This is a genomic window from Dehalobacter sp. 12DCB1 (genome assembly GCF_004343605.1).
Taxonomy (GTDB): domain Bacteria; phylum Bacillota; class Desulfitobacteriia; order Desulfitobacteriales; family Syntrophobotulaceae; genus Dehalobacter.
Genome location: NZ_POSF01000019.1, coordinates 133821 through 155234, shown reverse-complemented (window position 1 = coordinate 155234; position 21414 = coordinate 133821). Strand labels below are relative to the sequence as shown.

Here is a 21414-nt window from a genome sequence, read left to right as displayed (position 1 = left end):
TTACCTTCGTGAATCGGTTTCGGGAGGGATGGACTTGACTTACAGTATCCAGACAGAGATTCCAGAAGAATTCGAGGCTAATGAATACATAGCGGATGAGGAACTAGTTGAGTTAGCAAAGATCGGTGACGCAGAAGCTCAGGAGTACTTAATCAATAAGTACAAGAATTTTGTCAGGGCAAAAGCCAGATCGTATTTTTTGATCGGCGCAGATAGAGAAGATATTATTCAAGAAGGCATGATTGGGCTGTATAAAGCAATTCGTGACTTCCGTGGGGACAAGCTTTCCTCTTTCAGAGCATTTGCCGAGTTGTGCATAACTCGGCAGATCATTACAGCGATCAAGACGGCTACCAGACAAAAACATATTCCGCTCAATTCGTACGTATCGCTAAACAAACCTATTTACGATGAGGATTCCGACAGGACACTCTTGGATGTTATTTCTGGAAATAAAATCACGGATCCCGAGGAACTGATCATCAGCAGGGAAGAATTTGACGATATTGAAGAAAAAATGGGCGAAATTTTAAGTTCGCTCGAATGGGAAGTGCTGATGTCCTATCTTGAAGGCAAATCTTATCAGGAGATTGCCGTTGATCTTGACAGGCATGTCAAATCCATTGACAATGCACTGCAGCGGGTCAAGCGAAAGTTGGAAAGGTATCTGGAGCACAGAGGGGCCTAAAATCCCATATAATATGAATAAAATCAGGTACTCCGTTTTGTAAATCTTTCCAGAAGAAAATTGACTTTTATTGTTGACAAGTAGCCGTAATCTTTGATACAATACGTTGGTGTCTAATGCCGATGTAGCTCAATTGGTAGAGCAGCTGATTTGTAATCAGCAGGTTGCGGGTTCGAGTCCCATCGTCGGCTCCAATTGAAATGGGTAGGTGGCCGAGTGGTTAAAGGCGGCAGACTGTAAATCTGTTCCGAAAGGTACGGTGGTTCGAATCCATCCCTGCCCACCATTCTATAATTGGAGATATCGAGCTGGAACGTTTTTTTAACATCGCGGGGTGGAGCAGTGGTAGCTCGTCGGGCTCATAACCCGAAGGTCGTCGGTTCAAATCCGGCCCCCGCAACCAATGAAATTAAAAAAGCCTTAGACAAGTGTCTAAGGCTTTTGTGTATCGTATAAACCATTAAAGTCAAAGCCCGCTATGTATACTCAGGCATCTCTCCTGAATAAACTCCAGCATAGCTTCGATGAATTCTACTTAAAACCCAGACTAATATCTCCCCAATATTTACTTGATTTCCTTTATGCCAGATGAACTCCAACTGTTTATCAGGCTTACGTAGGCATTCAGTTCAATATCATCAATCAGGAAATTTACGACAATTGATTTCGGCACGGGTAGGGTTGCCTCACCGTTTTCACTGATCATGAGGGTCGGAGGTGAAATATCCAGATCGGTAATGCCAATTTTCGTAAACTGCGTGCAGGTATTCGCGCAGATTATATTCCCCATCTCGGAAATCGCGCTTTTGGCTATGGCATCCAGTTCAGTCACCGGCACGCCCATCATCATTTTTGATGCAAACTTATTAGCAGCTTCAACATTCATCCCGAACAGGATCGCGCCTTTCACTGTTCCGAAAAGTGAGATGTTCAGAAGAATGCCATTATACTGAAAGGCTGCTTCAATTTTGGACACCTTGCGCCGTTCGACCGACTGGAAGCCGAGCTGAGGCAGAATTTCTGTAAAAGCAGTCAGAAGAGGATTAATAATACTTACATCCATATACTCGACCCTTTCTTAAAACCCACACCCAGGAAAATATTCCCAAAGTTAGTTTCTGCCTTCACAGCATCCATTTTAAGATTTGGACTCATAATTTCAGTTGCGGTACCGTAAAAAAGACTGGGGGGAGAAACGCTCAGACTATAGGTTTTATCGGATTTATTCAGCATCGAGCAGGCAATCCCGGCAATAATGTTGGCCAGTTCGGCAACCATGGCCAACACCTCTTCACGGTTTCTATGAGCGCGTTTCAGGATTATCTCAACAACCTTTTCCGCAGTTTCCATCGATATATCTAAGATCATAGATCCGGAGTGGCGGCCGATCAGCCCGATAACAGCTGTAATTCCCTGGGAAAAGTAATGGTCTTCAAAATTTTCGTATGAAGCAAAAGAAACGGGTGATTTGGTCATTCGGGCAATATTCTGGGTCATAGATTCCTTAAAGGTTTCCAGACCATATGCGAGCAGATGGTCATAATGAATATCCGGCACCATAACGTTGTTAATCATCTGAACCAGGTAGTCGCCGTCAACAGGTTTTTGAATGTATCCGGAAATCCCGATGCGGCGCGCTTCAGCTTCCGATTCTTCGTCCTTCATCGAACTGACAAGAATAATCTTTGCATTGGGGTCTTTTACAAAAAGAGCACGGCTGCACTCAAATCCGTCTATATCAGGCATAACAATATCCATCGTTACTACATCGGGTTTGCACCGTTCATATGTTTCGATTAAGCTGTCGTAAGAATCGGCTTCCCCGACGACTTCCAAGCCACTGTCGCGAAGTATTTCCATAATAAACGTTCTTGAAAACAGAGAGTCGTCAACGACCATCACTTTTATTGAACTCATTTTTCCGGTATTACCCCCATCCGATGTAGTACACCAAGGTATTAGTCAATATGCACTCTAAATTATAGCAAGTAATTTTTGGGATTGCTATCATCAAATGGGTTCTCAATAAATAAAAAAAGATTTAATTGGTTAAATTCGAAAACAAAGCCAGGCTATTGCCTGGCCACTATTTTTTGGATCATTCTATACTTGCTTTTTTTTATCCAGGGCTTCGTCCCGGATTTCCGCCCTCATTCCGTTTAACGCATCACGCCTTCGATCATTCTTTTCTTTTAAATCTTTCTTACTTTTTGGATCATTAGTTCTCGCAATCATTTCATCAGCAAGCTCCATATTCTGGATGGTGTGATTAATATTTTTCTGGATTCTGTCGACATTATCTCTGCGGTCATCCGGATTGTGTTTCATTAATACTGTTCCTCCTTTGGTCTGCACTTAAATAATTTGTCTCAGTATATTGTTTGAGGAGTGAACAAGTCTTATACTATAAAAATTTAAAGCAGTTTCTTTATATTGTATAAAGATCTTAAAACAAGCCAGTTCTGTGGAAAATATCTTCCAATTGTCCAATAGCTTATGCCCCCAATTCGAAATTCTTTGGCCAGGGACAGTTTGGCATAGATGCTTCGGGCATCTTCAAACCATACTTCGTGCTTTTTGCCGGAATCATCGTAGTAGGTGAAATACGGAGACTGTGCTGTTGAATTATACTGGATTGCTGTCTTTTCAGTTCTGGCCAGATCTACCGCCCCGCTGTTAGAGACTGTTCTGGCGGCAGTACCGGAAACGTATGGAAGGGTCCAGTCATAGCCATAATTGGGGATACCCATAAAGATTTTCTGTCTCGGAATAGCCGACACCGCATAGGTCAATACTTTGCGTACTTCATTTACAGGAGCAATTGCTTTGGGCGGGCTGTAGGTGTAACCCCATTCATAGGTCATTAGGATGACGTGGTTGGCCAGAGCCCCGTGGACAGGATAGTCGTGGGCTTCGTATAGCAGACCTTTTTGGTCGGCACTCAGTTTAGGGGCGAGAGCTGTCGTCACAGGATAGCCTAAAGGGCGGAGCGTATTGACGATTCTTCGGAGAAAGTTGTTATAGTTTTCCCGGTCGGATGGGTAGATGTATTCAAAATCAATATCGAGGCCGTAATAGTTTTTTTCTCTCAGCGTTCTGATAACTTGACTGATTAAAGTATTCTGAGCAGTCTGATTTGTCAGGATGGATCTGGCCAGCGTACTGTTGAAGCTTCCACCCTGCTGGATATTTGTGATGACCATTAGTGGAGCTGTCCGGGCTTCTCTCGCTGCCTGGATCAGTGGTTCATCCGGAATCGTATTCAGGGTACCGTCCGCGTTGACCTGGTAACTAAAGATACTAAGATATGTAAGATGGCGAAGACTTTTTCGGAGGATGTCTCTGTTAATATTCGGAAAGGCATACCCGTTCACTTCTATCGTTCCATAGCTGGCAGATGCTGCCGGAATCGCAATAGTCTGACCGGCATAGATACGGCTCGGATCTGTTATCCGAGGATTGGCGGCGAGTAACGCATTCACAGTTACACCGTGTTTTTGGGCAATCAGATAAAGAGACTCACCGGCGGCAACCGTATGTGTTCCGCTACTTTCCAGAATGACCACCGTCTGCCCGACAACCAGCTGGTTGGGATTGGTCAGTTCATTATCCGCAATCATTTTCTGGGGTGAGACCCCGTATTTGCGAGCAATGGAATAGATGCTCTGTCCTGAGCTTACAACATGAATTTTCAAGAAACACACTTCCTTTTTCATACTGTATGCTTCAGAGAAAAAAGAAGTGTTTAGGGTGCGGGTTTATTATCCGGGACAGATTATGTTATCATAAGACAATAGAAATAAATAAAGAATAAAACCTTAAGGAGCTGTGGAATGAATATCGGAGCCAGAACGTTAAAGACAGGTCTAGCCGTGGCCGTCAGTGTTTATATCTGTATCCTTTTGGATATTGAACCATCTTTGTTTGCTGCGACATCTGCAGTGGTTTGTATGCAGCAATCACTCGGAAGAAGTTTTCGAAATGCGCTGGAAGAAATTATAGTAAACATCATTGCAATTATTGTGGCTGTAGCGATCGGACTGGCCATACCGCTGCAGTTTCTGAGTATGGCACTTGCCACGATTGTTCTGATCATCATATTTACGACAGTGATTAAAGTGCCGAACCAGATCGTACTGGCGGTCATTTCAGCTATTTTTATCCTGGCTTCTCCACAGGAACAGTTTTTATCCCATGCCGTTTCAAGGTCGCTGGCCATCCTTATCGGACTGGTGACAGCCAATGTGATCAATTTGACGATCGCACCTCCGCGTCACCAAAAAGTGCTTGAGGATAAACTGATTGAACTGAATAATTTTGCTGTCCGGATGTTTGTCGATGCAGTGAACCGGTATTTATACCTGAATCTGGCTTCGGAAGAAGAAATGCATAAGAATAAAGCGGAATTCAACAGCTTGTTTCAGGAAGCTGAGAATTTATATGATTTATACCGCAAAGAGTGGAACGTCTTGTGGTTTGGCAATAACAAGAAAAACCCCAAGGCCCGTAAACCATTATATAAGGAATATTTAAATTACAGCCGGGGCCTCTGGCAAAGATCACAGGATTTACTTTTTCTTGCCGCAGAACGAAAAACCCGCCGGGAGGAAGCAAATGATCCGGCGGTGAGTCCTGAATTTGAGCATGTTTTTGAAATGCTGCACAATGTGATGTTCAGTGCGACAAGCTACAATTTGCAGCTTCAGAAAAAGGTCAAGGGAGAAGAGGCAGCTCAGTTTCCCGAATTGCGTGTCTGGAGCAAACTGCACGCTATTTTGAATGAATGGCAGGAGAATATGCCCTCAACAAGTTTTTACTATCATGCGCTGATTGAATTGTCTGTTGTCACCTACAGCATTCGCTGGTTTGCGAAGGAATCCTCCCGGCTGCTGAATCTGGAGACGGAAGCGAGTATATAAAGAAGACTAGATGCAGCTTGATTTCATAGTATTGTAGGGTTCACGGCTGCAGGCCAAACAGTTTTCTGCCGTTTTCCCAGAGGATTTTCTGGTTTTCCTCTTTCGTCAGGCCAAGTGATAAGAAACGCTCAAGTTCGGATTCGGGTGACCACATTGGGTAATCCGTGCCAAACAGTACTTTATCAATGCCATGGGAGCGAATAATATCAACAGCTGTTTCTTTTTCTATTAACATCAGAGAGCTGGACGTGTCGATGTAGACATTTCGCTCAAACAGGCTGTGGTCAAAATCATCCCACAAACTCCAGCCGCCCAGATGGGCTGCAATGACCACTAGATCAGGAAACATTTCCAAAATGTGAGCAAGTCTGTGTGGATGAGAGTAGTCAGTCCGAATATCCCCAATATGAAAAAGGATCGGTAATTTGCCCTCGGCTGCCTCATATATAGGAAACAAAGATGGATCGTCGATGTTATATTCCTGAAAATCAGGGTGAAGCTTCAGGCCTTTTAAACTGAGTGAAAGTATTCGCTCGATTTCCAGTTGAGGATTAGGAAATTCAGGATGCATGGTGCCGAAGCCGACAAACTGCGGATCGGTGCAAACACCGGCAATGAAATCGTTGATTGACTCGACTTGTTCTGTTCTCGTAGCGGTTGAGGAAATTAAAAAGCGGTTGATCCCGACGCCTGCACCGGAAGCGATCAGATCGGAGGCGGTTCCTTTTCCCGGCTCCATATCTTGTATAAGTTCGTCGTAGAAGGACAGGATGGAATCTACTGCCCTGGAAGCTACTTTTTGTGGGAAAATATGGGCATGGGCATCAAAAATGTTTGGGTAATCTGGATTGGACATAAAACAGACCTCTAATTCTTTTTTTATTTTCTAAACACAGTTATGATATAATGAATAAATATCGACAATAATACAATCCTAATTCGTTCTGCCTATTTTGGCAAGAGGATTTCACAGTTTATTTGTGACATACAAAGTAATCTTCCTTGACAAAGACTTTATTATTGTGTTAAATTATTCTGTGCGACTTGTAAAATATGCAGTTTAATGCCATTGCCGGGGGGGTGTTCCGAATGCGTGTTGCAATCACATTGGCTTGTACAGAGTGCAAAAACAGAAATTATCAGTCCAATAAGAATAAGAAAAATGACCCAGATCGTATTGAAATCAAAAAATACTGTAAAACTTGTAAGGCTCATACTGTTCATAAGGAAACAAAATAGTACGACCCGGAAGAATATTCCGTTAAGGATGTGAAGATATGGCAGTGGCAAAGAAAGCAGATACCACAGGTGCAAAAGGCGGCTTTCTTAATAGGTTTAAGAACCCCGGAAAACGGTTTGCTTTTTTTCGTGAAGTTGGACTTGAGTTGAAAAAAGTGCACTGGCCGACACGTCAGACGTTGCTGACCTATACAGGTGTCGTGCTTGTTTCTGTGGCAATTGTTGCTTTGTTGATTTGGATTGTAGACAGCGGGCTAACGTACGCAATGACCAATCTGCTTGGCATTTAACAATTCACTTGACAATTGGATGAATCTTTCTTAGGAGGCTTTCGGTTAATGACGAAGAACTGGTATGTTATTCACACTTATTCCGGATATGAGAACAAGGTGAAAACAAATCTGGAAAAACGCGTGGAATCCATGAATATGGAGGATAAAATCTTTCGCGTTTTAGTTCCTATGGAAGATGAGATCGAAATAAAAAACGGTAAGAAAAAAATCTCCAAACGCAAGGTATTTCCAGGTTACGTTTTGGTAGAAATGGACATGACTGACGACTCGTGGTATGTGGTCCGCAATACGCCTGGGGTAACCGGGTTTGTAGGAAGCGGCAGCAAACCGATTCCGCTTCTGGATCATGAGGTCGCTGTTATTTTGCGCCAAATGGGACTCGAGAAAATCCGCACCAAGATCGACGTTGTTGTCGGGCAGTCTGTTCGGGTCATTGCTGGTCCGTTCAAAGACTTTATTGGTGTTGTAAAAGAAGTCCTCGAAGAAAAACAGAAAGTCAGGGTCTCTGTTTCCATGTTTGGGAGAGAGACGCCGGTCGAACTCGAATTTGGGCAAGTGGAAAAGCTTGACTAAATAGATATTCCACAGCAAGGAGGTGTAATTATGGCAAAGAAAGTTATTGGACTGGTAAAATTAGCAATCACCGCAGGTAAGGCAAATCCGGCACCTCCGGTTGGTCCTGCTTTGGGTCAGCACGGTGTTAATATCATGGGCTTCTGCAAAGAATACAATGAAAGAACGAAGGATCAGGCTGGACTGATCATTCCTGCAGAGATTACGATTTATGAAGACCGTTCCTTTACTTTTGTTCTGAAGACTCCGCCGGCATCCGTATTGCTTAAGAAGGCAGCCAACATTCCGTCTGGTTCAGCTGTTCCGAATAAGCAAAAGGTTGCAAAAGTGACCAAGGATCAAGTAAGGGAAATTGCTGAGCAAAAGATGAAGGACTTAAATGCAGCAAGCGTTGAAGCTGCAATGCGGATGGTCGAAGGGACTGCACGCAGTATGGGGATTGATATTATTTAATTCCTTTGAACAATGTGGGAGGGTTTGGCCCGAAGACCACAAGGAGGTTAAAGAAAGATGCCAAAAAGAGGTAAGAAATACCTTAACGCTTTAAAAGCGTTTGATAATCAGGCTTTATTTGAGCCTGCCGAAGCTCTTGGCGTAGTAAAAGACAATGCCAAGGCAAAATTTGATGAAACCGTTGAAGTTGCTTTCAAATTAGGAATTGATACCCGCCATGCTGATCAGCAGATCCGCGGAGCGGTTGTTCTTCCTCATGGTACTGGCAAAACATTAAGTGTCCTTGTTTTTGCCAAGGGTGACAAAGCTAAAGAAGCCGAAGCTGCTGGCGCTGATTTTGTCGGTGCTGAAGATATGGTTGAAAAAATTCAACAGGGCTGGTTTGGTTTTGATGTTGCTGTAGCAACACCGGATATGATGGGTACTGTCGGTAAGCTGGGTAAGCTTTTGGGACCCAAGGGCCTCATGCCGAACCCAAAGACCGGAACTGTATCATTTGATGTCGAGAGAGCAGTTAAAGAAATTAAAGCCGGTAAAGTGGAATACAGGGCTGATAAAGCCGGTATCATTCATGTACCGATCGGCAAGGTTTCTTTTGATCAGGATAAGCTGATAGACAACTACAAAACCATTGCTGAAGTTGTCATGAAAGCAAAACCTGCTGCTGCTAAAGGACAGTATGTCCGTAGCGTAACGGTATCCTCTACCATGGGACCAGGAGTGAAAATCAATCCTTTAAAGATTGTCTGAGTACATTTTTTAAGGGCCGAGATATACTGTAAGATTCAAAAAAATAATAGCAATTTTCCGCTGTAGAAAGCAGGTGCTTTATTAAGCTTAATTTCCTGCCGAGGTGGAGACAGGATCGTCTTTTGAAGACATGAAAGACATTAATAATCTTGCCTCTGCGTCCAGCAGAGGCAAGTTTTATTTAATGGCCAATGGACGACGGTACTGGAAGTGCCTAGTATCGAATACGTCATGGATGAATAATATTCAACTGGCCTAATGCCGTGGTAGCCATGGATGGCAAGGAGCGGTGAACGAAACACATACGGCAGTATGCGTTCGGAAGGAGGTGTGTGTATGCCAAATTTTGAAGAGAAGCAAAAAGTTGTTGAAGATATCAAACAGAAGTTTGAAGGTGCAAGCGGAGTGATCCTGGCAGACTACAGAGGTCTGACGGTATCGCAGGTAACCAATTTGAGAGTAGAACTTCGCCAGGCCGGTATTGAATACCGCGTATTAAAAAATACAATGGTTCGCCGGGCTGCAGACGAAATCGGGATTACCGGTTTGGATGAATTTCTGGAAGGTCCCACTGCTTTAGCTTTTTCTACAGATCCTGTTGCTCCTGCGAAAATTCTCAGTGAATTTAGCAAGAAAAACAAGAGCCTGACCATTAAGGCTGGAGTTCTTGACGGCAAGGTCATTGACGCCGACAAAGTAAAAGATCTTGCAAATCTTCCGTCCAGAGAAGTTCTTCTTTCCCAGGTACTTGCCGGAATGCAAGGTCCACTTCAAGGAATGGTCAACGTTCTGCAAGGGCCTATCCGCAAATTTGGTTATGCTTTGGAAGAAGTTCGTAAACTTAAAGAAGCCCAGGCATAGTCGAGGCACGGGATTCGATGCCCGAGGCCCGATGCATGCTCAGACTCTGGGACTATCCAATATCTGACACGAAGGTTTGGACGGTACCGGATGTTAACAGATCTAATGACTGGTCAAAACAAAAATAAAAAATATGTGAATTATTTTAAGGAGGATATTCTAATGTCCAAAACTGCCGAAATTTTAGAAGCCGTAAAAGGTATGACCGTTCTTGAGCTTGCTGAGCTCGTTAAAGCTTTCGAAGAAGAGTTTGGGGTAAGCGCTGCTGCTCCCGCAGCTGTTATGGCTGCTCCGGCAGCTGGTGCTGCTGCTCCTGTTGTTGAAGAGCAAACAGAATTCGATGTTATCTTGACCAGCGCTGGCGCTGCTAAGATCAACGTCATCAAAGTTGTCCGTGAAATCACTGGTCTTGGTTTAAAAGAAGCTAAAGATCTCGTTGACGGCGCACCGAAACCTGTTAAAGAAAAAATTGCCAAAGAAGAAGCTGAAGCTATCAAAGCTAAACTTGTTGAAGCTGGTGCCAGCGTAGACGTAAAATAATTTAAAACGAAAAATGTATTGCAGACTGAACCGGCCATGCTTAAACCGGTTCAGTTTTTTATTTAACGCCGGGTATTCGTTGATGCCAAATGCGTTCTGGACCGACTAATGGAATATTGACTAGAACCAAGCTGAAAAATATCTAAATACCTTTAACTTTTTGGAATTTAATATATAATAGAAGATATTTAACCTTTATTGGTAAAAAGATGTTGCAGGGATGAAAATTAGTAAAAAAATAGCAAAATATACACTTGACAAATATCGGTATACTTGTTAAGATTAATAACTGTCACTGTGATCTTAAGCTAAGACAAACCAATAAAGTTGGGAGATAATAGTGTGGATGTATTGCATCTCGTGTGAGGCAGCTCCATAAACATTGAAGCGAGGTTTTTTCCAAAAAAGCCTTGCTTTTGGTTGTTTATGCCTATCTGCTCTTTGCTTTTTGGTGTTTGGATACTAATGAATATTTGTATTAAGGTATTCGCAAACGATTATAATTATTTCTTGATTATCTAGTTTTCTGTTGGAACGATCAGGAAAATACACTGGAAGGGTGAAACGGCATGGTGAATCCTATCAAAGTTGGAACAAGAGAACGGGCAAGTTATGCGAGGCTTCGGGAAGTTCTGGATATGCCCAACTTAATCGAAATTCAACAGAATTCCTACGAGTGGTTTCTGAAGGAAGGACTGCGCGAAATGTTTCGCGACATTTCCCCAATTCAGGATTTTACCGGAAATCTGGTTTTGGAATTCATAGACTACAGCCTCGGCGATCCAAAATATGAGGTTGAGGAATGTAAAGAACGTGATGTTACGTTTGCAGCGCCTCTCAGAGTCAAAGTACGCCTTATTAATAAGGAAACAGGAGAGGTTAAAGAGCAGGAAGTGTTTATGGGGGACTTTCCCCTGATGACTGATAAAGGCACCTTCATTATTAATGGTGCGGAACGTGTTATTGTCAGTCAGTTGGTAAGATCGCCCGGCGTTTATTATTCTGAAACCATTGACACCAGCGGTAAAAAGCTTTACGGCGCGACGATTATTCCGAACCGTGGTGCCTGGTTGGAATTTGAGACAGATATTAATGATAATATTTTTGTCCGGGTTGACAGAACCCGTAAACTACCGGCTACTGTACTGGTCAGAGCCCTTGGCTATTCAACCAATGGCCGGATCCTCGAAGCCTTCGATGATAATGAGAACATTAAAATTACGCTGGAAAGAGACAATACGGAATCGACGGAAGAAGCGCTGGTTGAAATCTATAAACGTCTTCGTCCAGGAGAACCACCTACGGTCGAGAGTGCTCGCAGTCTTCTGGAATCCTTATTCTTTGATCCTAGAAGATATGATTTGGCAAAAGTAGGCCGTTATAAGCTGAACAACAAACTGAGTTTGGATATTCCCAAGAACATACGGCATTTAACATCTGAGGATATCATCGCATCGATTTCTCGGATGCTTAAAATAATCAATGGTGAAGGACATATTGATGATATTGATCACCTTGGAAACAGACGTTTGCGTTCGGTTGGTGAGCTTCTTCAGAATCAGTTCAGAATCGGTCTCTCCCGTATGGAGAGAGTGGTAAGAGAGAGAATGACGATTCAGGACATTGAGGGGATTACACCTCAGGTGCTGATCAATATACGTCCGGTCGTGGCTGCAATTAAAGAGTTTTTTGGCAGCAGCCAGTTATCACAATTTATGGACCAGACCAATCCGCTTGCCGAGCTTACGCATAAACGCCGTCTCAGTGCGCTGGGACCTGGTGGTTTAAGCAGAGAGAGAGCTGGATTTGAAGTGCGCGACGTGCATCATTCCCACTATGGCCGGATGTGTCCGATTGAAACGCCTGAAGGTCCGAACATTGGTTTAATTGGTTCACTCAGCACGTATGGTCGCATCAATGAATATGGCTTTATTGAGGCGCCTTACCGCAAAGTAGAAAACGGCAAGGTGACGGATGAGATTCATTACCTAACAGCTGATGAAGAAGAAAAATACATTATTGCCCAAGCCAATGCCGCTGTTGGTGAAAATGGGGAGTTTTTAAGCGAAAAGATCGAAGCGCGCCACGGTGAAGATTTTGTCCTGGTCCCTCCGGTAAACATTCAGTATATGGACGTTTCGCCGAAGCAGATGGTATCGATTGCGACCGCCTTGATTCCATTCCTCGAGCATGATGATGCCAACCGTGCGCTAATGGGTTCCAACATGCAGCGTCAGGCTGTACCTTTACTTAAAACAGATGCACCGTATATCGGCACTGGCATGGAGTATAAGGCTGCTGTTGATTCCGGTGTCTGCCTGGTTTCTCCGAAAGAAGGAACTGCTTTACGAGTTACGTCCGATGAGATCATCATTCAAAACAATGACGGCACAACAACCCGGAATAGACTTTTGAAATATACGCGCAGTAACCAGGGAACCTGTATCAATCAGAAACCGATTGTTGTCAAAGGCCAGAGAATCGGTGCCGGTCAGGTAATAGCCGACGGCCCGTCCACAGATAATGGAGAACTTGCCCTTGGGCGAAACGTTCTGGTAGCGTTTATGCCCTGGGAAGGATACAACTATGAGGATGCTATTCTGATCAGTGAGAAACTGGTTAAAGAAGATTACTTTACGTCCATTCATATTGAGGAATACGAAGCGGATGCCCGGGATACCAAGCTTGGGCCTGAAGAGATTACGAGAGATATTCCAAACGTCGGAGAAGATGTTTTGAAAGACCTTGACGAACGCGGTATTATTCGGATTGGTGCCGAAGTGCGCCCTGGAGATATCTTAGTGGGCAAGGTTACTCCAAAAGGGGAAACAGAGCTTACGGCTGAGGAACGCCTGCTAAGGGCAATTTTTGGTGAAAAAGCCAGAGAAGTCAGGGATACTTCTTTACGTGTTCCGCACGGCGAGGCGGGAAAAGTCGTTGATGTTAAAGTATTTAAGCGTGAGAATGGCGATGAACTGGCCCCTGGGGTCAATCAACTGGTAAGAGTCTATATTGCTCAGAAACGTAAGATATCCGTCGGCGACAAAATGGCAGGAAGGCACGGAAACAAAGGGGTTATTTCCAGAATCATGCGCCAGGAGGATATGCCTTTCATGCCGGACGGCACGCCGATTGAAATCGTTCTGAATCCGCTCGGCGTTCCATCCCGTATGAATATCGGACAGGTTCTTGAAACTCATCTTGGTTGGGCCGCTAAAGCACTGGGCATGTATATTGCTACACCGGTTTTTGACGGAGCCAGAGAAGATGATGTCTTTGACACCTTGAGAGAGGCCGGGCTTCCTGGACATGGAAAATCCGTTCTTTATGACGGCCGTACCGGTGAGCCTTTTGATAATGAAGTTACTGTTGGCTACATGTATATGTTAAAACTCCACCATCTTGTCGATGATAAGATCCATGCCCGTTCCACAGGTCCGTACTCGCTGGTTACCCAGCAGCCGTTAGGAGGTAAAGCACAATTTGGCGGTCAGCGCTTCGGAGAGATGGAAGTATGGGCGCTTGAAGCTTATGGCGCATCGTTTACGCTGCAGGAAATACTTACCGTTAAGTCCGATGATGTGGTAGGCAGGGTCAAGACCTACGAAGCAATCGTCAAAGGTGAAAATATCCCTGAACCGGGCGTGCCGGAATCATTTAAGGTGCTTATTAAGGAATTGCAGAGCCTTGGACTTGATGTTTCTGTACTTTCAGAAGAAGATCAGGAAATTGAAATTAAGGATCTGGATGATGACGTCACAGAAGTTGCTCATGAACTGGGAATGGATGATCAGTATTCCGTGATTGATGCCAATGACGAAAGCGGTATTGGCTATGATAATGAAGACGAAATATTAGATGAAGATATGGATGACAACTTGAATGACAAAACTGAAGATTTCCCTATCCTGAGTGTTCCCGAGTCTGACCTTGGTGATGATCTTGTTAATGATCTGGACGATGATTTCAGCGATAACATGTCTGAAGATTTTGATCCGGATTACAAGTAAAATGTGCGTTTGAGATTGAGAAAGCTTGATGTTGATGGGCGAAAGGAGAAAATACCATGCTTGATGTGAATAATTTTGAGAGGATGCGTATCGGGTTGGCTTCTCCGGAGATGATCCGTAAATGGTCCTATGGGGAAGTAAAAAAACCTGAAACCATTAATTACCGTACCTTAAAGCCCGAAAGAGAAGGCCTTTTCTGTGAGAAAATATTTGGCCCTACCCGTGACTGGGAGTGCCACTGCGGTAAATATAAGAGAGTCCGTTATAAAGGTATCATTTGTGACCGATGCGGTGTTGAAGTAACGAGATCCAAAGTCCGCCGCGAGAGAATGGGACATATTGAGCTGGCGGCGCCAGTTTCCCATATCTGGTACTTCAAAGGGATTCCGAGCAGAATGGGGCTTCTGCTGGACATGTCACCGCGTTCGCTGGAAAAAGTTCTATATTTTGTCGCGTATATTGTTGTTGATCCAAAGGATACCTCCTTGATGAAAAAGCAACTTCTTACCGAGACAGAATACCGGGAGGCCAGAGAAAAATACGGCAGTGGCTTCAAGGCAGAGATGGGTGCTGAGGCCATCAAGGAATTATTGTATGAGATTGATCTAGATAAACTAAACGAGGAACTTCGTACCGAGCTTAAGGAAGTGTCCGGTCAGCGGAAAATCAGGGCGATCAGACGCCTGGAAGTTGTCGAAGCATTTAAACAGTCCGGAAACAGTCCGGAATGGATGATTCTTGATGCGATCCCGGTTATTCCACCCGAACTACGCCCAATGGTTCAGTTGGACGGCGGAAGGTTTGCAACCTCCGACCTGAATGATCTGTACCGCAGAGTTATTAATAGAAACAACAGGCTGAAAAAGCTTCTTGATCTTGGCGCTCCGGATATTATTGTCCGTAACGAAAAAAGAATGCTTCAGGAAGCTGTTGACGCACTGATTGACAATGGCCGCCGCGGACGGCCTGTGACCGGACCTGGCAACAGACCGCTAAAATCGTTGAGTGATATGCTAAAAGGCAAGCAGGGAAGATTCCGTCAGAACCTTTTAGGAAAACGTGTTGACTATTCCGGCCGTTCTGTTATCGTTGTCGGACCGACACTGAAGCTTTCCCAGTGCGGTCTGCCGAAAGAGATGGCGATTGAGCTGTTTAAGCCTTTTGTGATGAAGAACTTAGTTAATGAGGGTTATGCCCATAATATTAAAAGCGCCAAACGAATGGTGGAAAGAGTAAGGCCGGAGGTCTGGGATGTCCTGGAAAAGGTTATTGCCGAGCATCCTGTACTCCTGAACCGTGCGCCAACGCTACACAGGCTTGGAATTCAGGCTTTTGAGCCTATACTTGTTGAAGGTAAGGCTCTGCAGATTCACCCGCTCGTTTGTACGGCTTACAATGCTGACTTCGATGGTGACCAGATGGCTGTGCACGTGCCGCTTTCCGCTGAAGCTCAGTCTGAAGCCCGGCTGCTTATGCTATCCGCACATAATATCCTTAACCCGAAGGACGGCCGTCCAGTTGCATCACCGACCAAGGACATGGTTCTGGGCTGTTACTATCTGACGATGGAAAGACCCGGAGCTCTTGGCGAAGGCAAGGTATTCAAGGATCATGATGAAGCCGTTCTGGCCTATAATTCCAAAGCGATTCATCTCCAGGCGATAATCAAAGTCCGTAAAGACGGAGAGCTTTTGGAAACCACCGTAGGGAGAATGATCTTCAATACTGTAATTCCTAAAGAAGCCGGCTATATTAATGAAATGGTCACCAAGAAATCTCTTGATAAGATTGTTGCCAAGACCTATCGTTTTTGCGGTTACGAAAAAACAGCCTCCCTGCTCGACGGAATCAAAAACCTTGGTTTCCGGTTCTCAACGCAGGCCGGCGTAACTGTCGGTATTGATGATATTAAGGTTCCTGGAGCAAAGAAGACCGTTCTGGGTGAAGCAGATGTTGCTGTTGCCAAAACTGAACTGCAGTATCGGCGCGGTCTCATTACAGATGAAGAGCGTAAGGGCCTCGTTATCGATATCTGGACTAAAGCAAATGATTCCGTAACGAAAGCGTTAATGGAATCACTGGATAAATTTAATCCGGTTTATATGATGGCCAATTCCGGGGCCCGCGGTAATATTCAACAGCTGCGTCAGTTGGCCGGGATGCGCGGACTGATGGCTGACCCGTCAGGCCGGACGATTGAACTGCCTATTAAAGCCAACTTCCGTGAAGGCCTAACTGTATTAGAGTACTTTATTTCCTCACACGGTGCGCGCAAAGGTTTGGCTGACACCGCACTTAGAACTGCCGACTCCGGGTACCTGACCCGCAGACTTGTCGATGTATCCCAGGATGTCATTGTTCGGGAGAATGATTGTGGTTCCGATAAAGGCATCATGGTCGAAGACATCAAGGAAGGCGGTGAAATGATCGAAAAACTGGAAGAACGTCTGGTAGGACGCTTCCCGGTAAGAGAGATCTATCATCCTGAAACAGGTGAACTGCTGGCTTCTCCCGATTACGAAATCAATGAAGAACAAGCCAAAGCGATTGCTGATGTTTATGACAAAGTTGAGATAAGGTCCGTGCTGAACTGTAAGACCCGTTACGGCGTTTGCAAGAAATGCTATGGCAGAAACCTTGCCACCGGACGTCAGGTTGAAATCGGCGAAGCAGTCGGCATTATTGCTGCCCAGTCTATCGGTGAGCCTGGAACCCAACTTACGATGCGTACTTTCCACACCGGTGGTGTTGCCGGAGACGACATTACCCAGGGTTTGCCGAGGGTAGAGGAACTGTTTGAAGCACGCAAGCCTAAAGGCCAAGCGATTATCTCCGAAATCAGCGGCACAATCACGATTAAAGAAGTCAAAGGCCGCAGAGAAGTGGAAGTCATGAGTGAAGCCGGGGAACAGGAAGTCTATACGATACCGTACGGTTCCCGCCTTAAAGTCAAGAATGGCCAGGTCATTTCCCCTGGTGATGAATTGACTGAAGGCAGCGTTAATCCCCATGATACGTTGAAGATCAAAGGAATAATCGGTGTACAGGTTTACCTGCTCGGAGAAGTGCAGCGGGTATACCGTCTGCAAGGCGTTGATATCAATGACAAACACATCGAGGTCATGGTCCGGCAGATGCTTAGAAAAGTTAAGATAGAAGAAGCCGGAGACACCAACCTTCTACCCGGTGGACTGATCGATATCTTCGAGTTTGAGGAGGAAAACCAGAAAGTCCTGCAGGAAGGCGGAGAACCTGCTGAATGTCGTCCGGTGCTGCTTGGAATTACCAAGGCATCGCTGGCTACCGACTCCTTCCTCTCGGCAGCATCTTTCCAGGAGACAACCAGAGTGCTCACAGAAGCTGCCATTAAAGGAAAAGTCGATCCGCTGATCGGCCTGAAAGAGAATGTCATTATCGGAAAACTAATCCCTGCCGGTACCGGGATGTCCAAATACCGCACCCTGAAAGTCACAGACGGCGGGGCCCTTCAGTCCAGGACTGAAGTCTAGAGCAATTGTATTCTTGACATAGAAATAGGCTACTGCTAAAATAATATAGTCTGATTTTGGAATAGGGGGAGGAGAGCATTTTAAAATGCTTGATGAATCTATAAAAAAAGCGCAAAGAGTTGTGGTTGGTTTTAAACAAACCAGTCGGGCGCTGGAGAAAGGCGAAGTCGGCAGTGTTTATCTTGCCAAGGATGCAGACCAAAAGCTTCTTCGCCCGATCCTGGAGACGTGTACTGTCAGACAAATTGAAATCAAGGAAGTTCCTACGATGACTGAATTGGGTAAAGCCTGTGGTATTAAAGTGGGTGCTGCAGTTGCAGCCATTCTGAATGACTAGGGTTCCTATAAGCAGCTTTCTTGGTTGCCAAAAACCATTTGATTTTTGTAGAATGATTATTACAGGAAGGAGGTGCAGTTATGCCGACAATTCACCAGCTTATCCGCAAAGGGAGAGAAAAAGTTATTACAAAATCGACCGCTCCTGCTCTTCAATGGGGACATAATTCGTTGAAACGCAAGGATTTTCCTTCGGGTGGTTCTCCGCAAAAGAGAGGGGTATGTACGAGAGTGTATACCACAACACCTAAAAAACCAAATTCTGCTCTGAGAAAGGTAGCGCGTGTCCGCCTGACCAATGGCATCGAAATAACCACGTATATCCCTGGAATTGGCCATAACCTTCAGGAACACTCCGTAGTTCTGGTTCGTGGGGGCCGTGTTAAGGATCTTCCGGGCGTACGTTATCATATCGTTCGTGGGGCATTGGATACAACCGGTGTTCAAAACCGTAGTCAGGCTCGTTCCAAGTATGGGGCCAAGAGACCTAAGAAAAAATAAGGTGCTAAGCATCGTTGCCTAAAATATGTTATATTTTAGCTGCACTCCAATTTTATTGCAGTTTTTTTAGGAAGGAGGAATACAGTTGCCCAGAAAAGGTTATATTGCGAAAAGAGAGATCCTGCCGGATCCAATCTATAAGAATAAGACCGTTACAAAATTTATTAACCAGATCATGCTTGACGGCAAAAAAGGTGTTGCTGAATCGAATTGCTATAATGCCTTTCAGATTATTCAAGATAAGACCGGTAAAGATCCTATTGAAGTATTTGAGACAGCATTAAAAAATGTTATGCCTGTATTAGAAGTCAAAGCACGCAGAGTCGGTGGTGCCAACTATCAGGTGCCGATCGAAGTACGTGCGGATCGTCGTCTGACTCTTGGCCTGCGCTGGCTGGTTGAGTATGCCCGTAAAAGGGGAGAGAAAACCATTCAGGAAAAACTGGCCGGAGAACTGATGGATGCTGCCAACAATACTGGCGGTTCTTATAAGAAAAAAGAAGATACCCATAAAATGGCCGAAGCAAACAAGGCTTTTGCCCATTATCGCTGGTAATCACAATAATTTAAAGCTTGGGGTTACTTTAGAGTTTATTTTATCTAGATAGAAAGGCTGATAATAAGTGGCAAGGCAAGTTCCCTTGGAGAAGACTCGGAATATCGGCATCATGGCGCATATTGATGCTGGAAAGACCACAACTACAGAGCGCATCTTATTTTACACTGGCCGTGTTCATAAAATCGGTGAAGTGCATGATGGTGCTGCCACGATGGATTGGATGGTTCAAGAGCAGGAGCGTGGGATTACCATTACTTCTGCAGCTACCACCTGTCAATGGAAAGGGCACAATGTTAATATTATTGACACACCCGGGCACGTTGATTTTACTGTTGAGGTTGAGCGCTCTCTGCGTGTGCTGGACGGTGCTGTAGCGGTGTTCTGTTCAGTTGGTGGTGTTGAGCCTCAGTCGGAAACAGTTTGGCGCCAGGCCGACAAATACGGTGTACCTCGTATCGCTTATATAAATAAGATGGACAGAGTCGGTGCAGATTTTTTCCGTGGAGTTTCCATGATCGTTGACCGCCTGGGATCAAATCCCGTTCCTATTCAGCTTCCAATTGGAACTGAAGACAAATTTAGCGGGATTGTGGATTTGGTTACCATGAAAGCAACAGTATACACAGATGATCTCGGAACAGCAAGTGATGTTTCCGATATCCCTACAGATATGATGGAATTGGCGCAGGAATACCGCGAAAAATTGCTGGAAGCTGTTTCAGATGTCGATGAAGAATTGATGATGAAATATCTGGAGGGCGCAGAGATTTCCGAACAAGAAATCAAGCAGGCAGTCCGCAAAGGCACGATTAGCTTAAAATTCATTCCGGTTTTATGCGGATCATCCTTCAAGAACAAAGGGGTTCAGCCTTTGCTTGATGCGGTCGTCGATTATATGCCGTCTCCTCTTGATGTGCCGGCCATCCAGGGTGTCAATCCGGATAGCGGTGAGGAAGACGTACGTCATTCCGATGACAACGCACCTTTTTCGGCATTGGCATTTAAAATTATGTCGGATCCTTATGTTGGGAAATTGACCTTCTTCCGCGTTTATTCCGGAACGCTCAGCGCGGGTTCCTATATTATGAACTCGACTAAGGGCAAGAAGGAGAGAATTGGCCGTATTCTTCGGATGCACGCCAATCACCGCGAAGATGTCGATGAAGTCCGTGCTGGGGATATCGCTGCAGCTGTCGGCATCAAAGATGTCAGCACAGGGGATACGTTATGCGATGAGAAAAACCGCGTTATTTTGGAATCAATGGTATTCCCCGAACCAGTTATTCATATTGCAATTGAACCTAAAACGAAGGCTGACCAGGAAAAGCTTGGTGGATCACTCGCGAAGCTTGCTGAAGAAGATCCTACCTTTAAGATGCGTACGGATGAAGAAACCGGACAAACCATTATTTCAGGGATGGGAGAACTTCACCTGGAAATCATTGTTGACAGGCTGATGCGAGAGTTTAAAGTTGACTGTAATGTGGGTCGTCCACAGGTAGCGTATAAGGAAACGATCCGCAAGCATGTCAAAGCAGAAGGAAAATATGTTCGGCAGTCTGGTGGACGTGGGCAGTATGGCCACTGCTGGGTTGAATTCGAACCGCTCGAACAGGGCACTGGCTTTGTATTTGAAAGCAAAATCGTTGGTGGTGTTATTCCTAAGGAATATATCTCGCCAATCGGTGCTGGTATCGAAGAAGCCCTTCAAAATGGTATCCTGGCCGGGTATCCGGTTCTGGATATCAAGGCGACTGTCGTTGACGGATCCTACCATGATGTCGACTCATCTGAAATGGCCTTCAAAATTGCCGGTTCAATGGCTTTCAAAGCAGCGGCTGCTAAAGCAGACCCCGCAATTCTGGAGCCGATGATGAAAGTAGAAGTCACCGTACCGGAAGAATATATGGGCGATGTTATCGGAGATTTGAACTCGCGCAGAGGTAGAATTGAAGGTATGGAAGCTCGTTCGGGTGCCCAAATCATTCGCGGTTTTGTGCCACTTTCGGAGATGTTCGGTTATGCGACAGAGCTCCGTTCCCGTACTCAGGGCAGGGGCGTATATTCAATGCAGTTTGATCACTATGAGGAAGTGCCCAAAAATATTGCCGAAGGTATTATTGCCAAGCGGCAGGGGGCTTAAGATAAAAATTAACTGCAAAAAAATAACATTTTAAATTTAT

General features: G+C 44.9%; 20 protein-coding genes, 3 tRNA genes and 1 other annotated feature. Of the genes, 18 read left to right on the top strand and 5 right to left on the bottom strand.

Annotation, left to right across the window (positions count from 1 at the left end):
- Positions 1-34: 34 nt before the first annotated feature.
- From sigH to C1I38_RS12895, 4 genes are all read left to right on the top strand, one after another.
- Positions 35-688 (top strand): RNA polymerase sporulation sigma factor SigH, encoded by a 654-nt coding sequence (gene sigH, locus C1I38_RS12910; RefSeq protein WP_025205203.1) that lies wholly within the window; start codon positions 35-37, stop codon positions 686-688.
- Positions 689-806: 118 nt separating this feature from the next.
- A tRNA-Thr gene (locus tag C1I38_RS12905) sits at positions 807-882 on the top strand.
- An 8-nt stretch (positions 883-890) separates the two neighbouring features.
- Positions 891-974: transfer RNA gene (locus C1I38_RS12900), tRNA-Tyr, on the top strand.
- A gap of 42 nt (positions 975-1016) precedes the next feature.
- A tRNA-Met gene (locus tag C1I38_RS12895) sits at positions 1017-1091 on the top strand.
- Between the two features lie 162 nt (positions 1092-1253).
- Here C1I38_RS12895 and C1I38_RS12890 read toward each other — a convergent pair.
- The 4 genes from C1I38_RS12890 to C1I38_RS12875 all read right to left on the bottom strand — a co-directional run bounded on the left by C1I38_RS12890 (position 1254) and on the right by C1I38_RS12875 (position 4383).
- Positions 1254-1751, bottom strand: coding sequence for a chemotaxis protein CheX (locus C1I38_RS12890; protein WP_020491327.1), 498 nt, complete (start codon positions 1749-1751; stop codon positions 1254-1256).
- The gene (locus C1I38_RS12885) at positions 1742-2605 is read right to left on the bottom strand and encodes a response regulator (protein WP_243103658.1); all 864 of its coding nucleotides are present in this window, start codon (positions 2603-2605) and stop codon (positions 1742-1744) included. The genes C1I38_RS12890 and C1I38_RS12885 overlap by 10 nt, the downstream gene beginning before the upstream one ends.
- A gap of 186 nt (positions 2606-2791) precedes the next feature.
- A complete protein-coding gene (gene tlp / locus C1I38_RS12880; protein WP_119774969.1) occupies positions 2792-3016 on the bottom strand; it encodes a small acid-soluble spore protein Tlp in 225 nt (74 codons plus the stop codon).
- Between the two features lie 86 nt (positions 3017-3102).
- Positions 3103-4383, bottom strand: coding sequence for a LysM peptidoglycan-binding domain-containing protein (locus tag C1I38_RS12875; RefSeq protein ID WP_119774970.1), 1281 nt, complete (start codon positions 4381-4383; stop codon positions 3103-3105).
- A gap of 138 nt (positions 4384-4521) precedes the next feature.
- On the opposite strand from C1I38_RS12875, the gene C1I38_RS12870 reads away from it, so the two are divergent.
- Entirely contained in the window at positions 4522-5607 is a 1086-nt protein-coding gene (locus C1I38_RS12870; protein ID WP_119774971.1) for an aromatic acid exporter family protein, read from the top strand.
- Positions 5608-5647: 40 nt separating this feature from the next.
- On the opposite strand, the gene C1I38_RS12865 is transcribed toward C1I38_RS12870, so the two are convergent.
- The gene (locus tag C1I38_RS12865) at positions 5648-6463 is read right to left on the bottom strand and encodes an amidohydrolase family protein (RefSeq protein ID WP_119774972.1); all 816 of its coding nucleotides are present in this window, start codon (positions 6461-6463) and stop codon (positions 5648-5650) included.
- Positions 6464-6696: 233 nt separating this feature from the next.
- On the opposite strand from C1I38_RS12865, the gene rpmG reads away from it, so the two are divergent.
- The 13 genes from rpmG to fusA all read left to right on the top strand — a co-directional run bounded on the left by rpmG (position 6697) and on the right by fusA (position 21374).
- A complete protein-coding gene (gene rpmG, locus C1I38_RS12860; RefSeq protein WP_119774973.1) occupies positions 6697-6846 on the top strand; it encodes a 50S ribosomal protein L33 in 150 nt (49 codons plus the stop codon).
- A gap of 38 nt (positions 6847-6884) precedes the next feature.
- Entirely contained in the window at positions 6885-7136 is a 252-nt protein-coding gene (gene secE / locus C1I38_RS12855) for a preprotein translocase subunit SecE (RefSeq protein WP_015043956.1), read from the top strand.
- Positions 7137-7184: 48 nt separating this feature from the next.
- The gene (nusG, locus tag C1I38_RS12850) at positions 7185-7712 is read left to right on the top strand and encodes a transcription termination/antitermination protein NusG (RefSeq protein ID WP_020491320.1); all 528 of its coding nucleotides are present in this window, start codon (positions 7185-7187) and stop codon (positions 7710-7712) included.
- A 30-nt stretch (positions 7713-7742) separates the two neighbouring features.
- Positions 7743-8165, top strand: coding sequence for a 50S ribosomal protein L11 (gene rplK / locus C1I38_RS12845; RefSeq protein WP_020491319.1), 423 nt, complete (start codon positions 7743-7745; stop codon positions 8163-8165).
- 57 nt (positions 8166-8222) lie between these two features.
- A complete protein-coding gene (rplA, locus tag C1I38_RS12840; protein ID WP_020491318.1) occupies positions 8223-8915 on the top strand; it encodes a 50S ribosomal protein L1 in 693 nt (230 codons plus the stop codon).
- A 42-nt stretch (positions 8916-8957) separates the two neighbouring features.
- Positions 8958-9103: a sequence feature (ribosomal protein L10 leader region), on the top strand.
- A gap of 148 nt (positions 9104-9251) precedes the next feature.
- Entirely contained in the window at positions 9252-9776 is a 525-nt protein-coding gene (gene rplJ / locus C1I38_RS12835) for a 50S ribosomal protein L10 (RefSeq protein WP_020491317.1), read from the top strand.
- Between the two features lie 162 nt (positions 9777-9938).
- Positions 9939-10316 carry a 50S ribosomal protein L7/L12 gene (rplL, locus tag C1I38_RS12830; RefSeq protein WP_026156238.1) on the top strand — a complete coding sequence of 126 codons (378 nt, stop codon included), beginning with the start codon at positions 9939-9941 and terminating at the stop codon, positions 10314-10316.
- Positions 10317-10885: 569 nt separating this feature from the next.
- Positions 10886-14326: a DNA-directed RNA polymerase subunit beta gene (gene rpoB / locus C1I38_RS12825; protein ID WP_119774974.1), complete on the top strand. Its 3441-nt coding sequence runs from the start codon at positions 10886-10888 to the stop codon at positions 14324-14326.
- A 56-nt stretch (positions 14327-14382) separates the two neighbouring features.
- Entirely contained in the window at positions 14383-17835 is a 3453-nt protein-coding gene (gene rpoC, locus C1I38_RS12820) for a DNA-directed RNA polymerase subunit beta' (protein ID WP_020491314.1), read from the top strand.
- An 85-nt stretch (positions 17836-17920) separates the two neighbouring features.
- The gene (locus tag C1I38_RS12815; RefSeq protein ID WP_020491313.1) at positions 17921-18172 is read left to right on the top strand and encodes a ribosomal L7Ae/L30e/S12e/Gadd45 family protein; all 252 of its coding nucleotides are present in this window, start codon (positions 17921-17923) and stop codon (positions 18170-18172) included.
- 80 nt (positions 18173-18252) lie between these two features.
- Positions 18253-18672, top strand: a complete 420-nt coding sequence (gene rpsL, locus C1I38_RS12810; protein ID WP_020491312.1) for a 30S ribosomal protein S12 — start codon at positions 18253-18255, stop codon at positions 18670-18672.
- A gap of 85 nt (positions 18673-18757) precedes the next feature.
- Complete coding sequence (gene rpsG / locus C1I38_RS12805; protein WP_020491311.1) at positions 18758-19228, top strand: 30S ribosomal protein S7; 471 nt, start codon at positions 18758-18760, stop codon at positions 19226-19228.
- Positions 19229-19295: 67 nt separating this feature from the next.
- Positions 19296-21374, top strand: a complete 2079-nt coding sequence (fusA, locus tag C1I38_RS12800; protein WP_020491310.1) for an elongation factor G — start codon at positions 19296-19298, stop codon at positions 21372-21374.
- Positions 21375-21414: the final 40 nt, after the last annotated feature.